The organism is Rhodovulum marinum (assembly GCF_004343075.1).
Taxonomy (GTDB): domain Bacteria; phylum Pseudomonadota; class Alphaproteobacteria; order Rhodobacterales; family Rhodobacteraceae; genus Rhodovulum; species Rhodovulum marinum.
Genome location: NZ_SLXP01000002.1, coordinates 396,726 through 421,407 on the forward strand (window position 1 = coordinate 396,726; position 24,682 = coordinate 421,407).

General features: G+C 68.4%; 21 protein-coding genes and 1 riboswitch. Of the genes, 7 read left to right on the forward strand and 14 right to left on the reverse strand.

Annotated elements, in window-relative coordinates:
• The first annotated feature begins 97 nt into the window (after nucleotides 1–97).
• Nucleotides 98–2,149, forward strand: a complete 2,052-nt coding sequence (locus tag EV662_RS05060) for a glycosyltransferase family 2 protein (protein WP_132461045.1) — start codon at nucleotides 98–100, stop codon at nucleotides 2,147–2,149.
• Here EV662_RS05060 and EV662_RS05065 read toward each other — a convergent pair.
• Nucleotides 2,083–2,736 carry a GntR family transcriptional regulator gene (locus tag EV662_RS05065; RefSeq protein ID WP_132461046.1) on the reverse strand — a complete coding sequence of 218 codons (654 nt, stop codon included), beginning with the start codon at nucleotides 2,734–2,736 and terminating at the stop codon, nucleotides 2,083–2,085. The two genes, EV662_RS05060 and EV662_RS05065, sit on opposite strands and share 67 nt — an antisense overlap.
• A 102-nt stretch (nucleotides 2,737–2,838) precedes the next feature.
• On the opposite strand from EV662_RS05065, the gene EV662_RS05070 reads away from it, so the two are divergent.
• The 3 genes from EV662_RS05070 to EV662_RS05080 all read left to right on the forward strand — a co-directional run bounded on the left by EV662_RS05070 (nucleotide 2,839) and on the right by EV662_RS05080 (nucleotide 5,064).
• Nucleotides 2,839–3,489, forward strand: a complete 651-nt coding sequence (locus EV662_RS05070; protein ID WP_132461047.1) for a pyrimidine 5'-nucleotidase — start codon at nucleotides 2,839–2,841, stop codon at nucleotides 3,487–3,489.
• A 123-nt stretch (nucleotides 3,490–3,612) separates the two neighbouring features.
• A complete protein-coding gene (locus EV662_RS05075) occupies nucleotides 3,613–3,798 on the forward strand; it encodes a hypothetical protein (RefSeq protein ID WP_132461048.1) in 186 nt (61 codons plus the stop codon).
• A 63-nt stretch (nucleotides 3,799–3,861) separates the two neighbouring features.
• Nucleotides 3,862–5,064: a UbiH/UbiF family hydroxylase gene (locus EV662_RS05080; protein ID WP_132461049.1), complete on the forward strand. Its 1,203-nt coding sequence runs from the start codon at nucleotides 3,862–3,864 to the stop codon at nucleotides 5,062–5,064.
• On the opposite strand, the gene EV662_RS05085 is transcribed toward EV662_RS05080, so the two are convergent.
• The gene (locus tag EV662_RS05085; RefSeq protein ID WP_132461050.1) at nucleotides 5,061–5,519 is read right to left on the reverse strand and encodes an Lrp/AsnC family transcriptional regulator; all 459 of its coding nucleotides are present in this window, start codon (nucleotides 5,517–5,519) and stop codon (nucleotides 5,061–5,063) included. The genes EV662_RS05080 and EV662_RS05085 overlap by 4 nt on opposite strands.
• A complete protein-coding gene (locus tag EV662_RS05090; RefSeq protein WP_132461051.1) occupies nucleotides 5,516–5,980 on the reverse strand; it encodes an Lrp/AsnC family transcriptional regulator in 465 nt (154 codons plus the stop codon). The genes EV662_RS05085 and EV662_RS05090 overlap by 4 nt, the downstream gene beginning before the upstream one ends.
• 127 nt (nucleotides 5,981–6,107) lie before the next feature.
• Here EV662_RS05090 and ilvC point away from each other — a divergent pair, with 127 nt between their 5' ends.
• On the forward strand, nucleotides 6,108–7,130 hold the full coding sequence (ilvC, locus tag EV662_RS05095) for a ketol-acid reductoisomerase (RefSeq protein WP_132461052.1): 1,023 nt from the start codon (nucleotides 6,108–6,110) through the stop codon (nucleotides 7,128–7,130).
• Between the two features lie 50 nt (nucleotides 7,131–7,180).
• Here ilvC and EV662_RS19450 read toward each other — a convergent pair whose 3' ends face one another.
• The 8 genes from EV662_RS19450 to EV662_RS05130 form a co-directional block, all read right to left on the reverse strand.
• Complete coding sequence (locus EV662_RS19450; RefSeq protein WP_165915521.1) at nucleotides 7,181–7,357, reverse strand: hypothetical protein; 177 nt, start codon at nucleotides 7,355–7,357, stop codon at nucleotides 7,181–7,183.
• Nucleotides 7,358–7,473: 116 nt separating this feature from the next.
• Nucleotides 7,474–8,841 carry a phosphoglucosamine mutase gene (gene glmM, locus EV662_RS05100; RefSeq protein ID WP_132461053.1) on the reverse strand — a complete coding sequence of 456 codons (1,368 nt, stop codon included), beginning with the start codon at nucleotides 8,839–8,841 and terminating at the stop codon, nucleotides 7,474–7,476.
• On the reverse strand, nucleotides 8,838–9,854 hold the full coding sequence (gene folP, locus EV662_RS05105) for a dihydropteroate synthase (RefSeq protein ID WP_132461054.1): 1,017 nt from the start codon (nucleotides 9,852–9,854) through the stop codon (nucleotides 8,838–8,840). Before folP ends, glmM begins: the two co-directional genes overlap by 4 nt.
• Nucleotides 9,855–9,893: 39 nt before the next feature.
• Nucleotides 9,894–10,844 (reverse strand): dihydroneopterin aldolase, encoded by a 951-nt coding sequence (locus EV662_RS05110; RefSeq protein WP_132461055.1) that lies wholly within the window; start codon nucleotides 10,842–10,844, stop codon nucleotides 9,894–9,896.
• Nucleotides 10,845–10,946: 102 nt separating this feature from the next.
• Nucleotides 10,947–11,528: a cell wall hydrolase gene (locus EV662_RS05115; protein WP_425056992.1), complete on the reverse strand. Its 582-nt coding sequence runs from the start codon at nucleotides 11,526–11,528 to the stop codon at nucleotides 10,947–10,949.
• 294 nt (nucleotides 11,529–11,822) lie between these two features.
• Nucleotides 11,823–14,372, reverse strand: coding sequence for a putative PEP-binding protein (locus EV662_RS05120; RefSeq protein ID WP_165915523.1), 2,550 nt, complete (start codon nucleotides 14,370–14,372; stop codon nucleotides 11,823–11,825).
• 69 nt (nucleotides 14,373–14,441) lie between these two features.
• Nucleotides 14,442–16,697 (reverse strand): glycine--tRNA ligase subunit beta, encoded by a 2,256-nt coding sequence (gene glyS / locus EV662_RS05125; RefSeq protein ID WP_132461057.1) that lies wholly within the window; start codon nucleotides 16,695–16,697, stop codon nucleotides 14,442–14,444.
• Nucleotides 16,698–16,706: 9 nt separating this feature from the next.
• The gene (locus EV662_RS05130) at nucleotides 16,707–17,651 is read right to left on the reverse strand and encodes a glycine--tRNA ligase subunit alpha (RefSeq protein ID WP_132461058.1); all 945 of its coding nucleotides are present in this window, start codon (nucleotides 17,649–17,651) and stop codon (nucleotides 16,707–16,709) included.
• Between the two features lie 182 nt (nucleotides 17,652–17,833).
• Between EV662_RS05130 and EV662_RS05135 the strand changes: the two genes are divergently transcribed.
• Nucleotides 17,834–19,558 carry a serine protease gene (locus EV662_RS05135; protein WP_132461059.1) on the forward strand — a complete coding sequence of 575 codons (1,725 nt, stop codon included), beginning with the start codon at nucleotides 17,834–17,836 and terminating at the stop codon, nucleotides 19,556–19,558.
• Between the two features lie 33 nt (nucleotides 19,559–19,591).
• On the opposite strand, the gene EV662_RS05140 is transcribed toward EV662_RS05135, so the two are convergent.
• From EV662_RS05140 to metZ, 3 genes are all read right to left on the reverse strand, one after another.
• On the reverse strand, nucleotides 19,592–21,040 hold the full coding sequence (locus EV662_RS05140; RefSeq protein ID WP_132461060.1) for a TrkH family potassium uptake protein: 1,449 nt from the start codon (nucleotides 21,038–21,040) through the stop codon (nucleotides 19,592–19,594).
• Nucleotides 21,041–21,085: 45 nt separating this feature from the next.
• On the reverse strand, nucleotides 21,086–22,192 hold the full coding sequence (gene folE2 / locus EV662_RS05145) for a GTP cyclohydrolase FolE2 (RefSeq protein WP_132461061.1): 1,107 nt from the start codon (nucleotides 22,190–22,192) through the stop codon (nucleotides 21,086–21,088).
• A gap of 101 nt (nucleotides 22,193–22,293) precedes the next feature.
• The gene (metZ, locus tag EV662_RS05150; RefSeq protein ID WP_132461062.1) at nucleotides 22,294–23,463 is read right to left on the reverse strand and encodes an O-succinylhomoserine sulfhydrylase; all 1,170 of its coding nucleotides are present in this window, start codon (nucleotides 23,461–23,463) and stop codon (nucleotides 22,294–22,296) included.
• 45 nt (nucleotides 23,464–23,508) lie between these two features.
• A riboswitch (SAM riboswitch) is annotated at nucleotides 23,509–23,587 on the reverse strand.
• 119 nt (nucleotides 23,588–23,706) lie between these two features.
• Between metZ and EV662_RS05155 the strand changes: the two genes are divergently transcribed.
• Nucleotides 23,707–24,654, forward strand: a complete 948-nt coding sequence (locus EV662_RS05155) for an alpha/beta hydrolase (protein ID WP_165915524.1) — start codon at nucleotides 23,707–23,709, stop codon at nucleotides 24,652–24,654.
• The last annotated feature ends 28 nt before the right edge of the window (nucleotides 24,655–24,682 follow it).

A 24,682-nucleotide genomic window follows, 5' to 3' on the forward strand; every position in this document is an offset into this window, starting at 1 on the left:
GGGGGCTGCGCGGCACTTTCGCGACGGCCCGGCACCCCTTTACGGTTCATTAACCTTAACAAAGCAATAAGAGCGGGTCACAGTCGAAAGATCCGCCATGCCGCCGGTGATCTCTCTGGCGGCGGCCCGGCAAACCTCTGCCGAGACCGCCGAACTCGCCTTCCAGCACCGCAGCGCGCTGCGCCTGGGAGAAAAGCTGCGCGCCACCGGCGCCGTCAGTGCCGAGGCGCTGGAGCGCGCCCTGGCAGACCATGCGCGAATGGATGTCCGGCTGGGCGAATTGCTGATCGCCGAGGGCGCGGCCAACGCCGAAGATGTGGCGCAGGCGCTTTGCGCGCAATACGGCACGGGGCGCGCCGATTTCGCGGCCTATCCGCCTGATCCGCGCCTGATCGACGTGATCGGCGCCCAGCGCTGCCTGCATCTGGGTATCCTGCCCTGGCGGCGGTTCGCGGGCGCCACGCTGGTGGCCACCTCGCGCCCCGATAGGTTCGAGCAGATCGCCCCGACCCTGCCGGCCGAGCTGACCCCCGCGATCATGGTGATCTGCCGCGAGGACGAATTGCAGGACGCCCTGGCCGAGCGCCGCGCGCCGTTGCTGGTGGCCGCGGCCGAAACCCGCGTCCCCGAGGCCGAAAGCTGCCGGGCCTGGCTGCGCGCCGGGCCGCGCGCCGCAGTCGTGGCGGCGCTGGCCGCGCTGGTGCTGCTGGCGGTGCTGGCGCCGATGCCGGTCCTGGCGGCGCTGACACTATGGACGGTGGGGTGGATGGCGCTGGGCAGCCTGCTCAAGGCCGCGGCCGCGGTGACCCAGGCGCACGCGCTGCGCCGGGCGCGCCGCGTCCCGCCCCCCGCCGCGCCGACCATTGCCCGGCTGCCGCGCATCTCGATCCTGGTGCCCCTGTTCCGGGAAACCGAGCTGGCCTCGCGGCTGATCCGGCGGCTGTCGCGGCTGGATTATCCCCGCGCGCTGCTGGATATCTGCCTGGTTACCGAAGAAGGCGACGCCGCGACGCAGGCCACGCTGGACGCGGCACAGCTTCCGCCGTGGATGCGCCGGGTGACGGTGCCGGGCGGCGCGCTCAGGACCAAGCCGCGGGCGTTGAACTATGCGCTGGATTTCTGCCACGGCTCGATCGTGGGCATCTACGACGCCGAGGACGCCCCCGCCCCCGACCAGTTGCGCCGGGTGGTCGAGCATTTCCACAGCTGTGGCCCGGACGTGGCCGTGCTGCAGGGGGTGCTGGATTTCTACAATTTCCGCGCCAACTGGCTGGCGCGCTGTTTCGCCATCGAATACGCCGCCTGGTTCCGCGTGGTCCTGCCCGGTCTGGCGCGGCTGGGCGTGCCGGTGCCGCTGGGGGGCACGACGTTGTTCTTCCGCCGCCGCGTGCTGGAAGACCTGGGCGGCTGGGACGCCCATAACGTGACCGAGGATGCCGACCTGGGCCTGCGGCTGGCCCGCCATGGCTATCGGACCGAATTCCTGGACAGCGTCACCGAGGAAGAGGCCAATTGCCGGGCCTGGCCCTGGGTGCGGCAACGCTCGCGCTGGCTCAAGGGCTATGCGCTGACCTGGGCCACCCATATGCGCCGCCCCGACCGGTTGTTGCGCCAGTTCGGGCCCTTGGGCTTTCTCGGCATGCAGGTGCTGTTCCTGGGCACGCTGACCCAGTTCGTCTTCATGCCGCTGATCTGGTCGTTCTGGGCGCTGCCGCTCGGGCTGAGCCATCCGTTGCAACAGGTGCTGCCCGCGGGCGGCATGGCAGCCCTGTTCGCGGTGTTCATCGGTTCGGAACTGGTAACGCTGGGCGTGGGCGCGATGGGGGTGACACGGGCGGGCAAGCGCCGGCTGATTCCCTGGCTGCCGACGCTGCACCTGTATTTCCCTCTGGCCGCGCTGGCCTCGTACAAGGCGGTCTGGGAAATGGCGGCAAAGCCGTTCTTCTGGGACAAGACACGGCACGGGCTGGACGGCCCCGACGACACGCGGGCCGACGCCGCCCGTGCCCATGTCGGCGCCGCGATCGCACGCGCCGGCGCGGTGGATGTAACCGCCCCCACGCCCGTCACCACCCCCGCCGATCAGCCCTCGGCCATCAACGCCTCGGCGTCGTGGCGCAGCCGTGCCTCGAACGCGATCGAGATGTGAGCCTTGAGCGCATCATAGGCCGCGTCGCCATCGCCCGCCTCGATCGCCGAGACGATGGCATCATGTTCGGCCAGCGCGTCCTGGCCCCGGCCCTCGATCGCCAGCGAGGTGGTCGCCATCAGCGCCATGGTCCGGTGCACCAGGTCAAGCTGTTGCACCAGATAGCGGTTGTGCGAGGCTAGGTGGATCTGCTTGTGGAACCGCCGGTTCGCCCGCGCCATCGCGGATGAGTCGTTCAACAGTTTGCGGTCGTCGTTCACCATGGCGCGCAGCACCCGCACCTCCTCGGCGGTGGCATGCCGCGCGGCAAGGCGCGCGGCCAGCCCCTCAAGCTCCGCGCGCACCACGTATAGTTCGGCCATCTGGTCATGGGTCAGAGACGCCACGATCAGGCTGCGGCCGTCGCGGGTCAGCAGCGATTGCGTTTCCAGCCGCTGCAGCGCCTCGCGGATCGGCGTGCGCGAGACCCCGAAGCGTTCGGCCAGTTCGCTTTCGACAAGCCGATCGCCGGGCGTGTAGACGCCGACGTCGATCGCCTCTAGGATCAGTTCATACGCGTCCTTGTGCGCGGGACGGGTGTCCTTCATCTGCGGGGGCTCCTGCATACGATGGTCTACAATAGAGGCTGCGCTTGCAGCAAACAAGCCTTCGTGATTGTGCCTTTTGCCGCAGGGGGTTAAGCGACGCCCATGGTGGCCAGTGATTTCACGCATGTCCGGGGCTGGGTGTTCGACCTGGACAACACGCTGTATTCGCCCGACATACGGTTGTTCGACCAGATCGAGCACAGGATGATCGCCTTCGTAAGCGAGGCGCTGGGCGTGGATGCGGCCGAGGCGAACCGGCTGCGCAAGCAATACTGGGCGGAGTATGGCACCACGCTGGCTGGCCTGATGGAGGTGCACGGCGTCGATCCCGGCCCCTATCTGCACGAGGTGCACGACATCTCGCTGGACGATCTGGCCCCCGACCCCGACCTGCGCGCCCGCATCACGGCCCTGCCCGGCCGCAAGATCGTGCACACCAACGGCAGCGGCCCCTATGCCGAACGGGTTCTGGCCGCGCGCGGCCTGGATGGCGTGTTCGACGCGATCTATGGCGTGGAACACGCGGGATTCCAGCCGAAACCGCGGCGCGAGGCGTTCGAGGTGGTCTTTGCGCAGGGCGGAATCATCCCGCTGGAAGGCGCGATCTTCGAGGACGATCCCCGTAACCTGGCCGCGCCGCACGCGATGGGGATGCGCACCGTTCACGTGGCCCCCACGCCCGAACACGCCGCCCATATCCACCACCACACCGACGACCTGGGCGCCTTTCTTGCCGATCTGACAGGCGGTTGACCCGCACCGGTCCGAAGGTCGGTCTGGCCGGGGCAATTTTATGCATGCATAGGTATGCAACGTGTTGCAAAACGCGGATGGCCGACCTATGGTCCGCGAAGGGAGATATTCATGGGGACGAATATGACTGACAGCCACGACGAACCCGGCGGGTTCTGGACCGAGGCGGGCATCTGGGTGGCCATCCTCGCGCTTTTCACGGGATGGGGCTTCTCTATCTTCAAATGGGGCGTTCTGGGGCTTTACATGCCAGCCGTCATCGCGGTGCCGATCTGCCTGATCGTGCTGGTCTGGATCAGCATGGGCTGACCGGCGGATCGCCTCTTGGACCCGGCGCCCGGGCGGGCTATCTCGGGGGTCAGGAGGCATCCCATGACGCGCATTTCAACCGATATCCTGGTTTCCGGCGGCGGCGTCGCCGGCCTGACCGCGGCGGCCCTGTTCGGCTCGGCCGGCTTCCGCGTGATCTGCGTGGACCCCGCGCCGCCCGTGACGGAGGAAACGGCGGACGGCGCGGACCTGCGGACCACCGCCTTCCTGCAACCCTCGCTGAAGGTGCTGCAACAGGCGGGGCTTTGGGATCGGCTGGCCCCCTTTGCGACCGACTTGCAGGTGATGCGCATCGTCGATGCCGGCGGCAAGACGCCCGCGCCCCGGATCACCCGCGATTTCAACGCACGCGACGTGTCCAGCCTGCCCTTTGGGTGGAACCTGCCCAACTGGCTGCTGCGGCGCGAGATGGTGGCCCGCGTCGCGGAATTGCCCAATGTCGATTTCCGCCCCGGCATCGGCACGAAATCGGTCCTGACCCGCGATGCCGAGGCGCTGGTCACGCTGACCGACGGCACCCGTGTTTCGGCCCGGCTTCTGGTCGCCGCGGACGGGCGCAATTCCCCGGTGCGCGAGGCGGTCGGGATCGGCGCGCGCACGATCCGCTATGGGCAAAAGGCGCTGGCCTTCGCCGTCACCCACCCCGAACCGCACCACAACGTCTCGACCGAGATCCACCGCTCGGGCGGGCCGTTCACCCTGGTTCCCCTGCCCGACCGCGACGGCAAGCCCTGTTCGGCCATCGTCTGGATGGAACGCGGCCCCGAGGCGCTGCGGCTGGCCGCCATGCCCGAGGCCGAGTTCAACGCCGAGATGACGGCACGCTCGGGCGCGATCTACGGGCCGCTGAACCTGGTCACGCGCCGCACCGTCTGGCCGATCATCAGCCAGATCGCCCACAGTTTCCGGGCCGACCGAACGGCGCTGGTGGCCGAGGCCGCCCACGTGGTGCCGCCCATCGGCGCGCAGGGGCTGAACATGAGCCTCGCCGATCTGCGCGTTCTGCTGGAGCTGTGCCGCGCCGCCCCCGCCCAGATCGGCGAACCCGCCATGCTGGAGCTGTATCACCGCCGCCGCTATCCCGAGGTGGCGGCCCGCGTGACCGGCATAGACGTGCTCAACCGCACCTCGATGCAGGGCGCCCCCGCCATCCGTGACCTGCGCGCGGCGGGCATCGCCTCGCTTTACGCGCTGAAACCGGTGCGCAAGACGCTGATGCAACTGGGCATGGGGGCGCGCGGCTAGCCCAAGGGCCCCGGTAGCCGTTCTTCGCTGAGGATCACGTTGGCCTCGACATTGCCGACGCCCGGCAGGGTCATGATGCGGCGGCGCAGCACCCGCTCGAAATCCGACAGGTCGCGCGCCACGACCTTCAGCCGGTAGTCGAACAGGCCCAGCACGTGCTGCACCGTCTGCACCTCGGGAATGGCGCTGACCGCGCGTTCGAACTGTTCCAGCCCGACGCGGCCCTTGGTGGCGAGCTTCACGCCCAGGAACACGCTGACCCCGAATCCCAGCGCCTCGGCATCCAGCACCACACGCCGACCGGCGATCACGCCCGAGTCTTCCAGCCGCTTCACCCGCCGCCAGGTCGCCGGCTGCGACAGACCGAAGCGCCGGCCCAACGCGCCCGCGCTTTGCGTCGCGTCCTCGGCCAGCGCCCGCAGGATGTGGCGGTCAATCTCGTCCAGATCGATCATACCGGCAACGCCTCGGCACGCTTGATGTCGGCCACGTGCATCAACGCCTCGATATCGGCGATATGCGGCAGGGTCAGGATGCGGCTGCGGTACAGGTCCTGGTAATGGGCCATGTCGCGGGCCAGGATGTTCAGCCGCACGTCGACCCGGCCCAGGAAGGTCTGGATTTCACGGACCTCGGGCACCTCGCGCGCGGCGGCCACGAATTCGTCAAAGGCACGCGGGTCGGTCTTGTCGAGCGAGAATCGCAAGCTGACCTCGAGCGAATAGCCCAGCGCGCGCCAGTCGATCACCGCCTGTATTCCCTTGAACAGCCCCTTGGCGCGCAGCTTTTCCAGCCGCCGCCAGCAGGTCGCGGTGGTCACCCCCGCCCGGTCCGCCAACTCTGCGGTGGACAGGTCCGGGTCTGCCTGCAGATAGCGCAGCAAGCGGCGGTCGGTATCGTCGATAGGAATGGTCATTTCACAAAATCATCTCAATGCGCATGATCTTTTTGCAATTTGGCGACTTTCTTCAAAGAATGAAACCCCTGCACTTCGCCCCTTGCCTATTGTCACGCCAGATTGAACCGGCAAGAGGACCGACGCGATGCGCGTGTATTACGACCGTGACTGCGACATCAACCTGATCAAGGACAAGAAGGTGGCGATCCTGGGCTATGGCTCCCAGGGCCATGCCCACGCGCTGAACCTGCGCGATTCGGGCGCCAAGAACGTGGCCGTCGCCCTGCGCGAAGGCTCGGCCAGCGCCAAGAAGGCCGAGGGCGAGGGCCTGCAGGTGATGGGCATCGCCGAGGCCGCGGCCTGGTGCGACCTTATGATGTTCACCATGCCCGACGAACTGCAGGCCGACACCTGGAACAAATACGTCAAGGACAACATCCGTGAAGGCGCCGCGATCGCCTTTGCCCACGGCCTGAACATCCATTTCGGCCTGATCGAGGCACCCGCCGGCGTCGACGTGATCATGATGGCCCCCAAGGGCCCGGGCCACACCGTGCGCGGCGAATACACCAAGGGCGGCGGCGTGCCCTGCCTGGTGGCGGTGCACCAGGACGCGACCGGCAAAGCGCTGGAACTGGGCCTGTCCTACTGCTCGGCGATCGGCGGCGGGCGTTCCGGCATCATCGAGACCAATTTCAAGGAAGAGTGCGAGACCGACCTTTTCGGCGAACAGGCGGTTCTGTGCGGCGGCCTGGTGGAACTGATCCGCATGGGCTTCGAAACGCTGGTCGAGGCGGGCTATGCCCCCGAGATGGCCTATTTCGAGTGCCTGCACGAGGTGAAGCTGATCGTCGACCTGATCTACGAAGGCGGCATCGCCAACATGAACTACTCGATCTCGAACACCGCCGAGTACGGCGAATATGTCAGTGGCCCGCGCATCCTGCCCTATGACGAGACCAAGGCGCGGATGAAAGCGGTTCTGACCGACATCCAGCAGGGCCGCTTCGTGCGCGACTGGATGCAGGAATGCGCCGTCGGCCAGCCCAGCTTCAAGGCGACCCGCCGCAACAACGACGCCCATCAGATCGAACAGGTCGGCGAAAAGCTGCGCGCGATGATGCCGTGGATCACCGCCGGAAAGATGGTCGACAAGTCCAAGAACTGATCCCGCCTGTCCGGATCACGAAAGGGCGCCCCGCGGGGCGCCCTTTTGCGTCACGGCTGACCCTTGCCGCTGGGCGTGGTGCTGGGCGCATCGGCCGCCAGCGTGCTTTTCGGCGCATCGGGGTCGGCCTTGCGCGCCTCGGTCCTGCGCTTGTCGACAAGCGCATAGATCGCACCCGCGCCCAGCGTTCCGAGGGCCAGGATCACGATCAGGTCGGTCGCGGTCATGTCGGTCCTCCTTTCATGTCGCGGGCGGCACCGATTGCGCCGCCCGTCGTGAAAGGAACCGCCCGCCCCGGATCGTTGTTCCGGGAATGCGGCTCACGTGCCCGTGATGGCGCGCCTCAGCCCGCCTCGACGGGGGTGCCGGCGGCCCGGGTGACGGCGGCCACGACCGCGGCGACCACCTCGGCCAGAAGCGCCTCGTCCTCGCATTCGGCCATCACCCGGATCAGGGGTTCGGTTCCCGATTTGCGGATCAGCAGGCGCCCGCAGCCGGCAAGGCGCGCCTCGGCCTCGGCGATGGCGGACGCGACGGGCGGCAGGGCCAGCGGGTCGGTCCCGGCGGCGTACCGGACATTCTGCAACAGTTGCGGCACCCGGTCGAACCGCTGTGCCAGCGCCGAGGCGGGCTGGCCGCTTTCGACCATCGCGGCGAGGAATTGCAGCCCCGCCAGCAACCCGTCGCCGGTGGTGCAGAAATCGGTCATCACGATATGGCCCGACTGTTCGCCGCCCAGGTTCCAGCCGCCCCGGCGCATCGCCTCGACCACGTAGCGGTCGCCGACGGCGGTGCGTTCCAGCCGGATCCCATGTCCTGCAAGGTGCTTTTCCAGCCCGAGATTGGACATCACGGTGGCGACCAGCGTTCCCGCCTGCAACCGCCCCGCCTTGGCCCATCGCTCGGCGAACAGCGCCATGATCTGGTCGCCATCCGCCACCGTGCCGGTTTCGTCGATGATCATCACCCGGTCGGCATCGCCATCCAGACAGATCCCCAGATGCGCGCCATGGGCCACGACCGCCGCGGCTGCCGCCTCGGGGTGGGTCGAGCCGCATTTATCGTTGATGTTCAGGCCGTTGGGTTTCACCCCCAGGGGCACGACCTCGGCCCCCAACTCCCACAGAACCTCGGGCGCCACCTTGTAGGCCGCGCCATTGGCACAGTCGACCACCACCTTCAGCCCGTCCAGCCGCCGCCCCGCCGGGAAGGTGGTCTTGGCGAATTCCGCGTAACGCCAAAGCCCGTCGTCGATACGCCGCGCGCTGCCGATATTCTCGGGCTGGGCGGGGTCGATTTCGCGGGCGAGGATCGCCTCGATCTCGGCCTCGGCCTCGTCGGACAGCTTGAACCCCTCGGGGCCGAAGAACTTGATGCCGTTGTCATGGTGCGGGTTGTGACTGGCCGAGATCATGATGCCCAGATCGGCCCGCATCGACCGGGTCAGGAACCCCACCGCGGGCGTCGGCACCGGCCCCAGCAGCAGCACGTTCATTCCGGTGGATGTCAGCCCCGCGGTCAGCGCGTTTTCCAGCATGTAGCCCGACCGCCGGGTATCCTTGCCGATCACCACGCGGTGCTTGTCGGTGCCGTCGCGGCGGAAATAGCGGCCCGCCGCCGCGCCCAGTTTCAGCGCCATCCCGGCGGTCATCGGATAGCTGTTCGCCCGCCCGCGCACCCCGTCGGTGCCAAAGATCGTCCTGCCGCTCATTCCGCCACTCCGTATCCTTTCAGCGCCCCGTCAAGGCGCATCGCCTGCCGCGTCTCGGCCACGTCGTGGACGCGCAGGATCTGCACCCCCTGCGCGATCCCGGCCAGCGCCACCGCGACCGAGCCCGGGCCGCGCCGGTCCGCCTGCGGTTCGTGGCCCAGCGCACCGATGAACCGCTTGCGCGAGGCGCCCAACAGAACCGGGCAGCCCAGCCCGTGAAACAGGCTCAGCCCGCGCAGCAGCGCCAGGTTATGCGCCACCGTCTTGCCAAAGCCGATGCCGGGGTCGGCCACGATGCGCGCCCGCGGGATGCCCGCCGCCTCGGCCGCGGCAATCCGTTGAGCGAGAAAATCATAAACATCCAGCAGCACGTTGTCATAGTGCGGGTCGTTCTGCATGGTTTCCGGGTCGCCCTGCGCATGCATCAGGCAGACCGGCGCCTCGGCCCGGGCCGCGACCTCGGCCAGCGCCGGATCATGGGTGAAGGCGGCGACATCGTTGACCATGTCTGCCCCGGCGGCCAGCGCCGCCCCGGCCACCGCGGCCTTGCGGGTGTCGATCGAGATCGGCACGGTCACGCCCGCCTTGCGTAGCGCCGCGATCACCGGCGCGGTGCGGGCGATTTCCTCGTCAACCGGAACCTCGCGCGCGCCGGGGCGGGTGGATTCGCCGCCGATATCCAGGATATCCGCCGCCTCGGCCAGTGCGCGGCCATGGGCCAGGGCCGCGGCGGGCGCGTCGAACCGGCCGCCATCGGAAAAGCTGTCGGGCGTGACGTTCAGGATCCCCATGATCCGCGGCCGGTCCATGGTCAGCCCTGCCAGCGCGGGGCGCGGCCCTGCCAGCGCGGCGCGCGCCTCCTCGGGCAAGGCGCCTGCGGGCAGCAGCCGGGGCGGCGCGTCGCGAAACAGCTCTTCGGCGGCGGCGAACCAGGCCCAGCCGCCGGCCAGCGGCAGGGCATCGGCGGGGCGGGCGGCGTCGGTCTGGACGATGGGGCGGAAATAACGCTGCATGGGGGCTGAATGGGCGATGCGCCTTGGCTTGGCAAGCCCTCAGAGCGCGTCGAGCACGGCCCCCGGCGCAACCGCCGTGACATCCAGGCCACCGGTCTCGGGCAACGCGTCCGCGCCGATCACCAGCACCCGCGCCGCCTGAAGCCCGTGCGCCAGCCACAGCGCCAGGGCCAGCGCGTCACGCGGGCTGACCGAAGGATGTTCGACCGAGTCGAGCACGATCTTGGACGGCGCCCAGACGGTGAATTGCCGATGCTTCATCGCCCAGTCGATTTCCGTCCGGCTGCCGCGGACCACGCAACGCGGATCGCGGCCCGCCAGCACCCAGGCGTTCTGTTCGATCGCCAGCAGGTCGATCCGCCGCTGCGCCGGCGCGATGGCCGACCGCGGCGCGGGTGCATCGGGGGCGCCCACGCACAGCACCACGGGGTGCGCCCCCCCCGCCATCCGGTCCAGCCAGCGCGGCAGGTCCGGGTCGGCGATGGCCGCGTTCGACAGGAACACGACCAGCGGGTGATGCAGCGCCGCGTCCTCGGGGTCGGCGGGTTCGACCAGGCGCGGCGCGTCGGGCCGGCGGTCACGCACGATCTCGACCCCCAGAGCGCCGGGGCCGCGGTCCAATTTCTCGATACGGACAAAGGCGCGCATCGCCTGGGGTTCGGCGAGGATACGTTCGGCGATCCGGTCGGCCAGCGTTTCCAGCAGGTTCAGCCGTTCCGACGACAACTCGGCCGCGATGGCCTCGGTGATCGTGTCATAGGACAGGACACGGTCGACATCGTCCTCCAGTGGCGCGGGATGGGGGCGGACCTCGACGACCACGTTGAAGCGCAGCCGCTGCGTCGTGCCCCGCTCGGCCTGGAAGGCGCCGATCTCGACCTCGACGATATGGTCACGCAGCGAGATCCGGTCGCGCATCGGCCGCGCCGGGGCCAGCGCCTGGGCACGCTCGGACGGGTGGGCGAAGGCAAGGCGGATCTCGTCAGTCATGGGGGGCCTCCCGGGCCGGTCCTGGCCCCCTGATACGCCGGATGCGGCGCGGAGGACAGCCCCCGATGCGGCAGGGCGTGGACCACACGCGACAGCGGACGGTCAGTTCTGCGCCACGACCTGCGCGCCGGGCTGGCGATAGAAGTGGTGCACGCCGATGGTGGCGGTGCGCGGGAAGCGGCTGGCCCAGCGCGGGTTCACGGCACTTGTGTGGTAATGGGTGGCGCCCTTGGTCAGGGGGCGCGGCGCGCCGTCCAGCATGACCCGCGCGATCTTGCCCAGGCGATCGTAGACGGCCGGTTCGCGCACCACCTCGGCATGTCCGTCGCAGGTATAGGTGAACTGGCATTGATAACGCTTGCCGGTGCCCTGGTGGACGACGCCGCAGACACTGTCGGGATAGGCCGGCGAGGCGACGCGGTTCAGGATAACCTCGGCCACCGCGAACTGGCCTTTCACGGTCTCGCCGCGGGCCTCGAAATACAGTGCCTCGGTCAGGCATTCCCACTGCGCGCCGCCGCGCGCGCGCGGCTGGGCGGCCAGCCAGGCCGCATCGTAACGCGGTGTTGCAGCGGCCTCCTTGCTGGTCTTGCGGTTGGCCAATCGCTTGAGCCGGCGCTCGCCCACGCTTTTCAGCGCGCTGCGCTCGGCCCCCAGGAGCCGGGTGAGGTTTTCCCCCAGCATGGCCGTCGGATCGTTCGAGTGCGACCCGGTCATTTCGGCGTGAGAGACCCCCGCGGAAAGCGCAAGCGCGGCCGCCAGGCCGGCTGCCCGTACAGTAACGATACCCATTGATCCCCCAACGGTGACGTGGCCCCAGCAAGGCCCCGCCGCATTGCTTAACGCGAACGGCCTGCCGAGTCTACCCCTGTGGCCATTCTGCAACAGCGCGACGCATATTCTGCATCAAGGGGTTAGCTGCCGAAGCTGATGCATTGCCTGAGCATCGGAATGCAAGCACCTTGCCACGCATCGCGCTCAATCGGCATGAACCTGCTTACCCAGCGCCAATTGCGCCGCCGCGAGGCGCGCCACCGGAACCCGAAACGGCGAGCAGGAGACGTAGTCGAACCCCGCCGCGCGGCAGAAGGCAATCGATTCCGCGTTGCCGCCATGCTCGCCGCAGATCGACAGGGTAACACCCGGGCGGGACGCCCGGCCGCGTTCGGCGCCGATCTTCAGCAGCTCGCCCACCCCCTCGGCATCGAGGATGTGGAACGGGTCCTCGGCGAATACCCCCTGCTTGACATAGGACCCCATGAACCGCCCCGCGTCGTCGCGCGACAGGCCATAGGTCATCTGTGTCAGGTCGTTGGTGCCGAAGCTGAGAAAGGCCGCGTGCTGGGCGATGTCACCCGCGCGCAGCGCCGCGCGCGGGGTTTCGACCATCACGCCCAACCGATAGTCGAAATCGACGCCCCGCTCGGTCCGCACCGCGGCCGCCAGCGAGTCGATCCGCGTCTTGACCAGTTCGACCTCGCGCATCGCCGAAACCAGCGGGATCATGATCTCGGGCACCACCGGGTCGCCGTTATGGCTGGCCTCGATCGTCGCCTCGAAGATCGCACGGGCCTGCATGTCGTAGATCTCGGGGATGGTGATCCCCAGCCGGACCCCCCGCATCCCCAGCATCGGGTTGAATTCCGAAAGCGCCTGAACCCGGCGCTGGACATCCGACACCGGCAGGTCCAGCGCCTCGGCCAGATCGCGCACGCCCTCGCGCGATTGCGGCAGGAATTCGTGCAGCGGCGGGTCGAACAGGCGGATGCAGACCGGCAGCCCCTGCATGATCTCGAACAGGCGCGTGAAATCGGCGCGCTGCATCGGCAACAGGCGGGCCAGCACCGCGGCACGGTCCTGCGCGCGGTCGGCGAAGATCATCTCGTGCATCACCGTCAGCCGGTCTTCCTCGAAGAACATGTGCTCGGTGCGGCACAGCCCGATCCCGTCGGCGCCGAAACGGCGCGCGGTCTGGGCATCGGCGGGCGTGTCGGCATTGGCCCGCACACCGATGTCGCAGGCGGCCTCGGCCCAGCCCATCAGCGCCTGGAACGCGTCGTCCAGCGCCGGTTCCAGCATCGCCACCTCGCCCAGCAGCACCTGCCCGCTGGTGCCGTCCAGCGTGACAATGTCGCCCTCGTGCAGCTTGCGCCCGTCGGCGGTGATCAAGACACCGTCGCGCCGGTTCAGCCGCATGTCCGAGATACCGACGACACAGGGCACGCCCAGCCCGCGGGCGATCACCGCGGCGTGACTGGTCATGCCGCCGCGTTCGGTCATCACGCCGGCGGCGGCATGCATGCCGCGGATATCCTCGGGCGTGGTTTCGCGGCGCACCAGGATGCACGGCTCGCCGCGCGCTGCGCTGGCCTGCGCGGCGGCCGAACCGAACACCAGCCGCCCGGTGGCCGCACCGGGGCTGGCGGCAATCCCGTGGGCGATGACCTGGCGCGGTCCGGCCGGGTCGACCTGGCTGTGCAGCAATTCGCTGACCGCGCGCGGTTCGATCCGGCGCAGCGCCTCTTCGCGGGCGATGATCCCCTCATCGGCCAGCATCACCGCGATTCGCACCGCGCCGCGCGCGCTGCGCGGCACCCGAACGGCATCCAGCACCCACAGCTTGCCGGCCTCGATGGTAAAGTCGATCTGCATCTCTTCGCGCAGGTTCAACCGGCAGGTTTCACCATAGCGGCGCAATTGGGCGACCACATCGGGACAGCGATCCTCCAGCGAGGCGCCACGCGGGTCGCGGGTCAGGAAGATCGCCCCCTCGCGCACCGCGATGGCGTCGCGGCCCTGGCTTTGCACCAGGTAGCGGCCGGTGATCCGGCGCTGGCCGGTGCTGCCATCCACGAACTGGATCACGCCCGAGCCGCTTTCGGCGGGGCCAAGGCCCAGCGCCATCGCCTGCACCACAAGGCCCAGCCCCGCATCGGCGGGCGCCCCCTTGGCCTGGCGCAACAGCCGCGCGGTCGTCCCCTCCCAGGCGCGGGCCATCGAACGCAGCACCTCGAGCAATTGCCGCCCCGGGTCCTGCGGGAAAGGGTCGTCAGTTTCGTCCGCATAGGCATCAAGCGCGGCGCGCAATGCCTTGGCCGAGGGTTCCTCGGGCTCGAACATGTCCGGGTCCAGCCGCGCGACATGCACCGCGAAGGACTGGATGAACCGCAGGTAAAGCGCGGTTGCCGCCGTCTCGCCATGGCTGTCGCACAGCGCGGCATGGCGCGCGTCGTTCATGCCGATATTCAGGATTGAGGCCGGCCCACCCCATTCGAAATCGGCCGAGCTGGGCCGCACCGAAACCAGCGGCGCGGGGCCGAAACAGGACATGAGCGCGCTGATATCGGGGGATTTGCCCTGGGCGATCCGATGCACCGCGTCGAAGGACAGCGCCACCGTGCGCGGCATCGGCAGGTCCATCCGCACCAGCCGCTGCAGGCATTTGGCGCGTGCACCATGCCGGTCGACGGCGATGTTCGCGCTCGGCGTTATCTCGGTAAAGTCAATGATATCCGCGTGTTTCTGCACCGCAGCGTCCTTTCGCCTAACGCAGCATACGCCCATGGCGTCGGCAGGCAAGCGAAGCTTGTGGAAACGCTACGAACCCTCGATGCGGGTCAGGTCGGCAAGTTGCAGGCAGGTCGCACGGATCCGGTGCAAAAGGTTCAGGCGGTTGCGGCGCACGATCTCGTTGTCGGTGTTGATCTGGACCGTGTCGAAAAAGGCGTCGATCGGCCCGCGCAGCGCCGCCATCGCGGCCATCGCGGTGGCGAAATCCTCGGCCTCCAGCGCCGGGCCGATCGCCGCCTCCGCGGTATCCAGCGCGGTGAACAGGACGGTTTCGGTGGCATCCTCGGCGAATTTCGGATCCGCGCCAAAGCTGTATTCGACCCCGTCCTTCGCCTCGGCCTGGGTCAGGATGTTGTTGGCCCGCTTGAACCCCTGCACCAGGTTCTCGCCATCCTCGGTCTTCAGCACCGCGTCCAGCGCCTCGGCCCGGCGCACCAGAAGGGTCAGGTCATCGGCGTTCGGCGTGGCCAGACAGGCGTCGATCACGTCGTGGCGGATGCCCTCGCCGCGCAGGTGGACCTTGAGCCGGTCATGGAAGAACGCCATCAGGTCGTCGCCAAGCGCGGGCAGGTGCTGACGCATGCGGGCCAGCCAGCTGCCCTCGGCGATCGCGGGCGCCGTGTCGCCTTGGGCCAGCTTGTCGATCACCGCGTGGAAGGCCGCGCCGAAAACGCCGTGGCGGGCGATCTCGTCGACCATCTGCTCCAGCACGTAGACCTCGCGCTCTTCGGCAGTGTCGAGGTTCAGCGCGATCACGTGCACCAGAAGGTGCCTGTTCAGAACCGCCTGAAGCCCGATCCGCAGGTCATGGCCCAGCACGATGCGGATCACCCCCAGCGCGGCCCGGCGCAGCGCGAACGGGTCCTTGGACCCGGTGGGCTTCTCGTCGATGGCCCAGAACCCGGCCAGCGTGTCCAGCTTGTCGGCCAGCGCCACGGCGATGGAGACCGGGTGTCGGGGCAGATCATCCGCGGGGCCCAGCGGCTTGTAATGCATCTCGCAGGCCTCGGCGATCTCGGGTGCCATCCCGGCGGCCTGGGCGTAGTAGCGGCCCATGGTGCCCTGAAGTTCGGGGAACTCGTAGACCATTTCCGAGGCAAGATCGGCCTTGGCCACCCGCGCCGCACGTTCGGCGGTGTCGGGATCGGCGCCGACGATGGGCGCGATCTCGCGCGCAAGGTTGGCGATGCGGTCGATGCGGGCGGCCTGGCTGCCCAGCTCGCGCTGGAACGTGACCTGGCCCAGCGAGTCGATCCAGTCCTGCATGCCCGCGCGCGCCACGGCCAGGTCGTTGGACCAGAAGAACGCCGCATCCGACAGCCGCGCGGCCAGCACCTTTCCGTTCCCCTTCAGGATGGTTTCGCCCTCATCGGGGGTCTCGCGGTTCGCCACCGTGACGAAACGCACGATGCGGCCCGATTTCGGATCGCGCACCGAAAAGAACTTCTGGTGCTCCTTCATCGAGGTCTGCAAGACCTCGGCGGGCAGGTCCAGGAACGCCTCGCCGATCTTGCCCATCAGCACCACGGGCCATTCCACCAGGCCCGCGACCTCGGCCAGAAGACCCTTGTCCTCGACCACTTCCAGCCCGCTGGCAAAGGCGGCGTTGGTGGCCGCGTGCCAGATATGCTCGGCGCGCTCGTCCTGGTCCAGCATGACCTTGGCGCGCTTCAGCTTGACCTGGTAATCCTCGATCCCCGTGACCCTGATCGGCCCCGGCGCCATGAAGCGGTGGCCGCGGGTTTCGTCGCCCGCGCGGATGCCATCGATTTCCAGCGGCACCACCTGCGTGCCGGCCTCGTCGGACAGGACGCACAGGATGGAATGCAGCGGCCGGACCCAGCGCATGGCCCCCGCGCCCCAGCGCATCGACTTGGGCCAGGGGAAATTGCGGATCGTGGCCTCCAGCACCTCGGCGACGATCCCGGCTGCCGGGCGCCCGGGTTTCTCGATGATGGCGAACCAGACCTGCCCCTTCTTGTCGTCCCGTGCCTCAAGTTGATCCTTGGTCAGGCCGGTGGACCGCAGGAACCCCTCCAGCGCCTTTTCTGGTGCATCGGTGCGCGGGCCCTTGCGTTCCTCGCGCACGTCCGGGCTTTGTGCCGACAGCCCCTCGATGGCCAGCGTCAGCCGGCGCGGCGTCGACCAGGCGCGGGCATGGGCATAGGTCAGCCCCGACTCGACCAGCCCGTCGGTGACGCGCTTTTTCAGCGCCTCGCGGGCATCGGCCTGCATCCGCGCGGGGATTTCCTCGGAGAAAAGCTCGATCAGAAGGTCGGGCATGGGGTGTTCCTAGTCAGCCGCGGCGGGGGCGTCGGCCGTCCAGCCGCCGGCATTGGTCTCGACGAAGGCGTCCGCGCAGCGCTTGGCCAGCGCGCGCACCCGCCCGATATAGGCCTGCCGCTCGGTCACGGAAATCACGCCGCGCGCGTCCAGCAGGTTGAAGAAATGGCTGGCCTTGATGCACTGGTCATAGGCGGGGTGCACCATGATGATCCGCTTGCCCGACCGCGGGTCCACTTGCGGGTGGTCGAGGATGCGCTGGCATTCGGCTTCCGCCGCCTCGAAGAAGTGCAACAACTTCTCGGTATCGGCCACGTCGAAGTTCCAGCGCGAGTATTCCTCTTCGGTCTGGCGGAACACGTCACCGTATGTCAGCGGGATCGGCGCATCGGGGGCGTTGAACGGCATCTCCATCACGTGGTCGATGCCCAGCACATACATCGCCAGCCGTTCCAGCCCATAGGTCAGCTCGCCCGAGACCGGGTGGCAGTCATGCCCCCCGACCTGTTGGAAATAGGTGAACTGGCTGACCTCCATCCCGTCGCACCAGACCTCCCAGCCCAGGCCCCAGGCGCCCAGCGTCGGGCTTTCCCAGTCATCCTCGACGAAGCGGATGTCGTGATAGTCGAAGTCGATGCCGATGGCCGCAAGCGAGCCGAGATAGAGTTCCTGCAGGTCGGGGGGCGACGGTTTGATCAGCACCTGGAACTGGTAATAGTGCTGCAACCGGTTCGGGTTCTCGCCATAGCGCCCGTCGGTCGGACGGCGCGAGGGCTGGACATAGGCCGCAGCCCAGGGCCGCGAGCCCAGCGACCGCAGCGTGGTCGCCGGGTGAAAGGTACCCGCCCCCACCTCCATGTCATAGGGTTGCAGGACCGCACAGCCCTTGCCGGCCCAATAGTCCTGAAGCCGCAGGATGATCTCCTGGAAACTCCTGGGTCTGGCTTGGGTCATGGCGCGGCTGGCCCCTCTTGGCGGTGGGAAACGCAGCTTCAATAGGCAAGCGATGCAACAGGGTCAATCGAACCTGCACGAAAGACCGATGTTTGTCGTGCATTGACCCGAGGCTTTGGTAGGGTCGGCGGAAGATTCGCCCTTAAGGGCAACGTTAAGGATTGTCGGGGATTCCGGGACTTATGAAGAGACTTGCAACCATCCTGCTGCTCGTGATCGCCGCCGCCCTGCCCGCCGGGGCACAGGATCGGGTCTGGCTTCAGATCGAGGCGCATCCCACGCTGCGCGAAGCCGAGGAGCGCGCCCGCACCTATGCCGGCACATTGCCGAATGTCGGCGCCTTCCGGATCGCGTCGGGATGGTATTCCATCGCGCTGGGCCCCTATGCCGAACCCGAGGCGAACGCCGCACTTCGGACGATGCGCGCACAAGGCGCGATCCCGCGCGACAGCTTCATCTCGGACGGGGCCGATTTCCGCCAGCAGGTCTGGCCCGTGGGCGCCGAACTGCGCACCCCCGTGCCAACGGCGACGCCCGCCCCCGAAACCCGGGCCGCGGCCCCCCTTCAACCGCTGCCCGACGAAACCCCGGCCGAGGCACGCCAATCCGAACGCGCGCTCGACCGGGACGGGCGCGCCCTGATCCAAACCGCGCTGCAATGGGAAGGGTTCTATGCCCAGGCGATCGACGCCGCCTTCGGCCCCGGCACGCGGCGCGCCATGGCCGATTGGCAGGCCGCGCTGGGATATGAACCGACCGGCGTTCTGACCACGCGCCAGCGCGAGGAGCTGGTCGGCGCCTACCGCGCCGAGATCGCCCGGCTGGGCATGCAGCCCATCGACGAACGCGAGGCCGGCATCCGCATTGAGATGCCCCTTGGCCTGGTGGAATTCGACCGCTACGAACCGCCCTTCGTGCACTACCGCGCCAGGGGTGACAGCGGCGTGCGCGCCCTGCTGATCAGCCAGCGCGGCGACCAGGCGACGCTGTACGGGCTGTACGACATCATGCAGACGCTGGAAATCGTGCCGCTGGGGGGCACGCGGGAACGGAACACCACGTCCTTCACGCTGGCCGGACAGAACGCGCGGCTGCAATCCTATACCTATGCACGGCTGATCGGCGGCGCGGTCAAGGGCTTTACCCTGGTCTGGCCGCCCACCGAGGACGAAAAGCTGATGATGCGGGCCGCGATGACGATGCGCGAAACGCTCGATTCGGTGCCGAACGTCGCGCTGGACGAAACCCTGGGCGAGGCCAGCGCCGACCAGCGCGCCGACATGCTGTCCGGGCTGGAAATCCGCCAGCCCGACGCGACCCACTCGGGCTTTTTCATCGACGGTGCGGGCACGGTCCTGACCACGACCACCGGGCTGACCGCGTGCAACCGGATCACCATCGGCCACGATGTCGACGTGACGCTGACCGCCAGCGACCCGGCGTTGGGGCTGGCGGTGCTGAAACCCTCGGTCGCGCTGGCGCCGATCGAATATGCCAGCTTCCAGGCCCGGGTGCCGCGCCTGCGCTCGGACGTGGCGGTGGCGGGCTTTTCCTATGGCGAGGTGCTGGACCTGCCGGTGCTGACCTACGGCACGCTTGCCGACCTGACAGGTCTGGACGGCCAGGACGCCGTCGCGCGGCTGGAGATCGAGGCGCTGCCCGGCGATACCGGCGGGCCGGTGCTGGACGCGGCGGGCGCGGTGCTCGGCGTGCTGCTGGCCCCGGGGGAAGGCGCGCGCCAACTGCCCCAGAACGTGCGCTATGCCGCCGATGTGGCCGCGATCGGGGCGTTCCTGTCGGCGAACGGCGTCGAGATGCGCACCGCCGAGGCCGAGGGGGCGCTGCCGCCCGCCGCGCTGACCCGGCGCGCGGCCGACATGACGGTGCCGGTTTCCTGCTGGAACTGAGGCGTCGGGCCGCCGCCCCGGCGGCCCACCCCGTCAGACCCGCCAGAACTGCACGGTCAGGATCGCGAAGACGACAAGCAGTTCCAGCCGCCCGATCAGCATCGCCACGCTGAGGATCCATTTCGCCGAGTCGTTCAGCCCGGCGAAATTGCCGGACGGGCCGATCTGCTCGCCAAGGCCCGGGCCGATATTGCCCAGCGCCGTCGCCGCCCCCGACAGCGCTGTCGTGGCATCCAGCCCCGTCGCGCTGAGCAACACCGATGTCAGACCCAGCGTCACCACGAAGAACACGAAGAACGACGTGACCGAGGACAGCACGTCCTCGTCCACCGGCCGGCCGTTGAACCGCGGCTGGAACAACCCGTGGGGCGCGTGGATCGCCTTGATCTGCACCCGGATCGCCGAGAACAGGATCTGGTAGCGGAATACCTTGATCGAACACGCGGTCGAGGCCGAGCACCCCCCGATCAGCCCGATGAAGAAGAACAGGATCACCGGGAAGGCGCCCCACAGCTGATAGTCGACGCTGGCATAGCCCGTGCCGGAAATGATCGAGGTCACGTTGAACACCCCCTCGCGGAAGGCGTGTTCGTAATGGTCGCCGTTGATCACAACCCGGTAGGCCGCGATCACCACGACGAGGGTGGCGATGATCCCCAGGTAGGTCCAGACCTGGCTGTCCTGCAGCAGCGGGCGCGCGGTACCGGCCAGAAGCTGCACGTAACGCACGAAGGGCAGGCTGGCGAGGATCATGTAGACCGAGGCCACGTATTCCGGCGCCCCCTGGAACACCCCGAAGGACGCGTCATGCGTGGAAAAGCCGCCCGTCGACATGCTGGTCAGCGCATGGTTCAGCGCGTCGAACGGCCCCAGCCCCACCGCCGAATAGCTCAGCGCGCAGGCCACCGTCAGTGCCAGGTAGATCACCGAGATCTGGGACGCGATCTCGACCGCGCGGGGCAGCACCTTGCCCGAGGTATCGAATGCCTCGGACCGGAAAATCTGCATGCCGCCGACCCGCAGTTCGGGCAGAAAGGCCATCGCGACAACGATGATGCCGATGCCGCCGAACCATTGCAGCATCGACCGCCATAACAGCGTGCCATGGGGCAGCGCGTCCAGCCCCGTGAACACCGTGGACCCGGTGGTGGTCAGCCCCGACATCGCCTCGAAAAAGGCATCGACCGTGCGCGCTTCGGGCGCGCCCAGCACGAAGGGCAGCGCGCCGAAGACCGGCAGCGCCACCCAGACGCCCGTGGTCAGGAAAAAGGTCTGCTGCAATGTCAGCCGATCCTCGACGCCATTGGCGCAGGACAGCGCGATGAGCCCGCCGATCAGACCCGTGATCAACGCCGACTCCAGGAAGGCCGACCAGTTCGGATCGCCCCGCACCATGTCGAACACCATCGGCACCAGCATGGTGGCGCCAAGCACGGCCACCAACAGGCCGACGACATATCCGACGGGGCGCAGGTCCAACATGACGCGCAGGCTTGTCCGCGCCGCGCGCGCCTGTCAAGCGGCCGCTCAGCCCCGGTGGATCAGCGTGGCGAACAGTTTCGGGTCCAGGCTTTCCGCAGCAAAGGTCGGCCCCTCGGTCAGAACGCTGACCGCGTCATGGCTGTGCAGGCTTTCCTGGTGGCTGGCGATGACCCGGAAATCGCCGATCCGGGGGTCGCGTTCCAGCGCTTCGCAGAACAGCCGCGCGGCATCCTCGACAAAGATCGGGTGCGCGGCGTTCAGTTCCGCAAAGGCCTGTTCGTCCTCGCGTTTCACCATCACCTGCGTTTCGGTCGGCACCGCGGAACGGCAAAGTTCGATCAGGTCCTCGAACCACAGACAGGGCGCATCGGGATCGAGCGCGACCGAGATACGCGCCACCGACCGCTGCGAATGCGGCGTGGCCAGCTGGCCCCGCTCGCGCCGGGCATGTTCAGAAAGTTCAAGCGAGCACGGGCAGGTGGACGAATACACATAGTCCATGTGCATGATCTTCTTGGCCACGCCCGCCTGTTCGACCAGTTCCAGCGCAAAGTCGTAATATTGGAACCCGTCAAGCCCCGAGCGCAGCGACCGCATTTTCATCGGGAAGGAAAACCGCATCAGGATGCGCGCGTCGAAACTTTCAAGGTCCGACTTGTAGCTTTCCAGCGCCGCCTCGATCACCTCGAAACTGAACGTCCGTTCGGCATGGGCATAAAAGCTGCGCATGATGCGCGACATGTTGATGCCCTTCTTCTCGGCCTCCAGGCTGACGGTGCCGGTCACCGAGGTCTCCAGCGTCAGATCGCCGTTGTCGCGGGTGTGGAACCTTATCGGCAGTCGAAAGTTGGAAATACCGACATGCTGGATCGGGCGGCGCGAGCCACGGATCAGGCTGGCCGGGCCGTTCTGCAGGTCGGGCATGGTCGCCTTGTAGGCGGCATCGGCCTCGAAGCCATGCGGATAGTCGCGGCTGAGCACGGGATAGTCACCCGCCGGGCGCCCCCCCGGCAACAGCGCGGCCAGCCCGGGGTCGAGCGCGGCCAGTTCGGCCTCGGAGGCACGATCCGCCCAGCGGCGCAACAACTCCAGCGCGCGTTCCGCGTCCTCGCGGTCCGGGCTGCGTTCGATCTCGCGACTATGGACGTTCATCGGCCGCCCCCTCCCTTTCACATCGTTGCGACGGACCCTAAAGATGGGGGGCACGCGGGGAATGTCCACTTCGAATGACGGTTTTGCCGGCGGTCGGTCGCTCACAGCCCCGTGAGCGCCGACTTCAGGTCGGCAATCAGGTCGTCGGGATCTTCCAGCCCGACGCTGAGCCGCACCAGCCCCGGCCCAATTCCCAGTTCGGCCTTGCGCGCATCCGACAGCCGCTGGTGGGTGGTCGTCGCCGGATGGGTCGCGATGCTTTTGGCGTCGCCCAGGTTGTTCGAGATCTTCCAGATATCCAGCCGGTCCAGCATCGCGAAGGCCGCGTCCTTGCCGCCCGCCAGTTCGACCGACAGCACCGTGCCGCCCTCGGGGAACAGCGCATGCTGCGGATGGCCCGGAAGGCCCGGATAGATCACCCGCGCCAGATGCCCGTCCCCCGCCAGCGCCTCGGCGATGGCCCGCGCGCTGGCCGCCTGGGCCCGCACCCGCAAATCCAGCGTCTCCAGCCCCTTCAGCATCACCCAGGCGTTGAACGGGCTGATCGCCCCGCCGGTATGTTTCATGTAGGTTTCGACCGGGCCCCGCACGACGTCCCGCGGCCCCAGGATCGCCCCGCCCAGGCACCGCCCCTGCCCGTCGACATGCTTGGTCGTGGAATAGACCACCAGGTCGGCGCCCTGTTCGACCGCGCGCGAAAAAACCGGCGTGGCAAAGACGTTGTCGACGATCACCGTCGCCCCGGCCGCATGGGCGATCTCGGCCACGGCGGCGGTGTCGATCACCTCCAGCGTGGGGTTCGAGACCGTTTCGAAGAACACCGCGCGCGTGCCGGGCGTGACCGCGGCGCGCCACTGGTCCAGGTCGGTGCCGTCGACGAAGGCCACCTCGACCCCGAAGCGCGGCAGGATCTCTTCCAGAATGTAGAGGCAAGACCCGAACAGCGCGCGCGCGGCCACAACCCGCTCGCCCGATTTCACGCTGGCCATCAGCGCGCCGTTGACCGCGGCCATGCCGGACGCGGCGGCAAAGGCCGCCTCGGCGCCCTCGATCGCGGCCAGCCGGTCCTCGAACATGGCGACGGTGGGGTTGCCGTAGCGGGCATAGATGAACTCGTCGGGGCCCGCCTCGATGAACCGCGCCTCGGCCGCCCCGGCGCTGGGGTAGTCGAAGCCCTGGGTCAGGAACAGCGCCTCGGACAGTTCGCCATACTGGCTGCGGCGCGCGCCGCCATGCACCGCCGCGGTGCGTTTGCTCCAGGTCCGTTTCATCCGCGCCCTCCCGCGCAAAGAAAAACCCCCACCGTCCAAGACGTCGGGGGTGCGACCCTGACCTCTTTAGCGGCATGTTTAACGTGGCCCGCAATCCGGTGAACAAATCGCCACGATCTGCGCGGCGTCCTACGCGCAACAGGCGTTGCCGTCAAGCCGCGTCACGCAGGTGTAACAGGGCTTTCATGCCGGTGTTGTATGGTCCTGCGCTTCTGCACCACAAGATGTAGTGGGTCCTGCCCGATGCCCCTGGTTCGCGTCAATGCCACGGCCGACCGCCCCGGCCCGCTGCCCGGCGCGCCGCCTCTGGGCGTTCAGCTGGACACGGCGCTGGCGGAGCTGCCCGGCGGGACGCCGATCGCGGTCCTGGTCCACGGCTTCCGGTTCAGCCCGGGCCAACCCGCCAAGACCCCGCATCGCCATATCCTGGCACTGAACCCCGAAACCGGCGGGCGGCGGGCGGTGTCCTGGCCGCGGGCGCTGGGGTTTACCGGCACCGGCCCAGGCGAAGGGTTGTGCATCGCCTTCGGTTGGGAATCGGACGGGACGATCTGGCAGGCCTATGACAATGCGGCGCGGGCGGGCACGGCGCTAGCCCGCCTGGTGGAGCAGATCGCCACCCGCGCGCCGGGCCGCAGCGTCGATATCCTGGCCCATTCCCTGGGCGCGCGGGTGGCGCTGACGGCGATGGGCAAGATGCCGGCGGGCGCGCTGAACCACGCGGTGCTGATGGCCCCGGCCGAGTTCACCCCCCGCGCCCGCGCGGCGCTGGACAGCGCGGCCGGGCGCCGGGGGCGGGTGCTGAACGTCACCAGCCGCGAAAACGACCCGTTCGACCTGTTGCTGGAAGCCCTGCTGGCGCCCGCCCGTGGTGGCGGCCGGTCGCTGGGCCACGGGCTGGAGGATGCGCCGCCGGGCTGGCTGGACCTGCACATCGACGACCCCGACACGCTACAGGCGCTGGCCGCCATGGGCCACCGGATCGCGCCCCCCGAGCGCCGGGTCTGTCACTGGAGCCCCTACCTGCGGCCCGGCATGCTGGCGCTGTATCGCGCCCTGATCCGCGGCGCCCTGCCCTTCGAAAACCTGTGCGCGGGATTGCCGCCGGCCCGCCCGGCGCGCTGGTCCCGGCTTCTGGCGCCGCCGCGGCGCCCGTTGCCCTTGCCGTTTGCGGGGAATGCCCCATCCTGAAGCGCGACCCCGTCGAAAGGACCGCGCC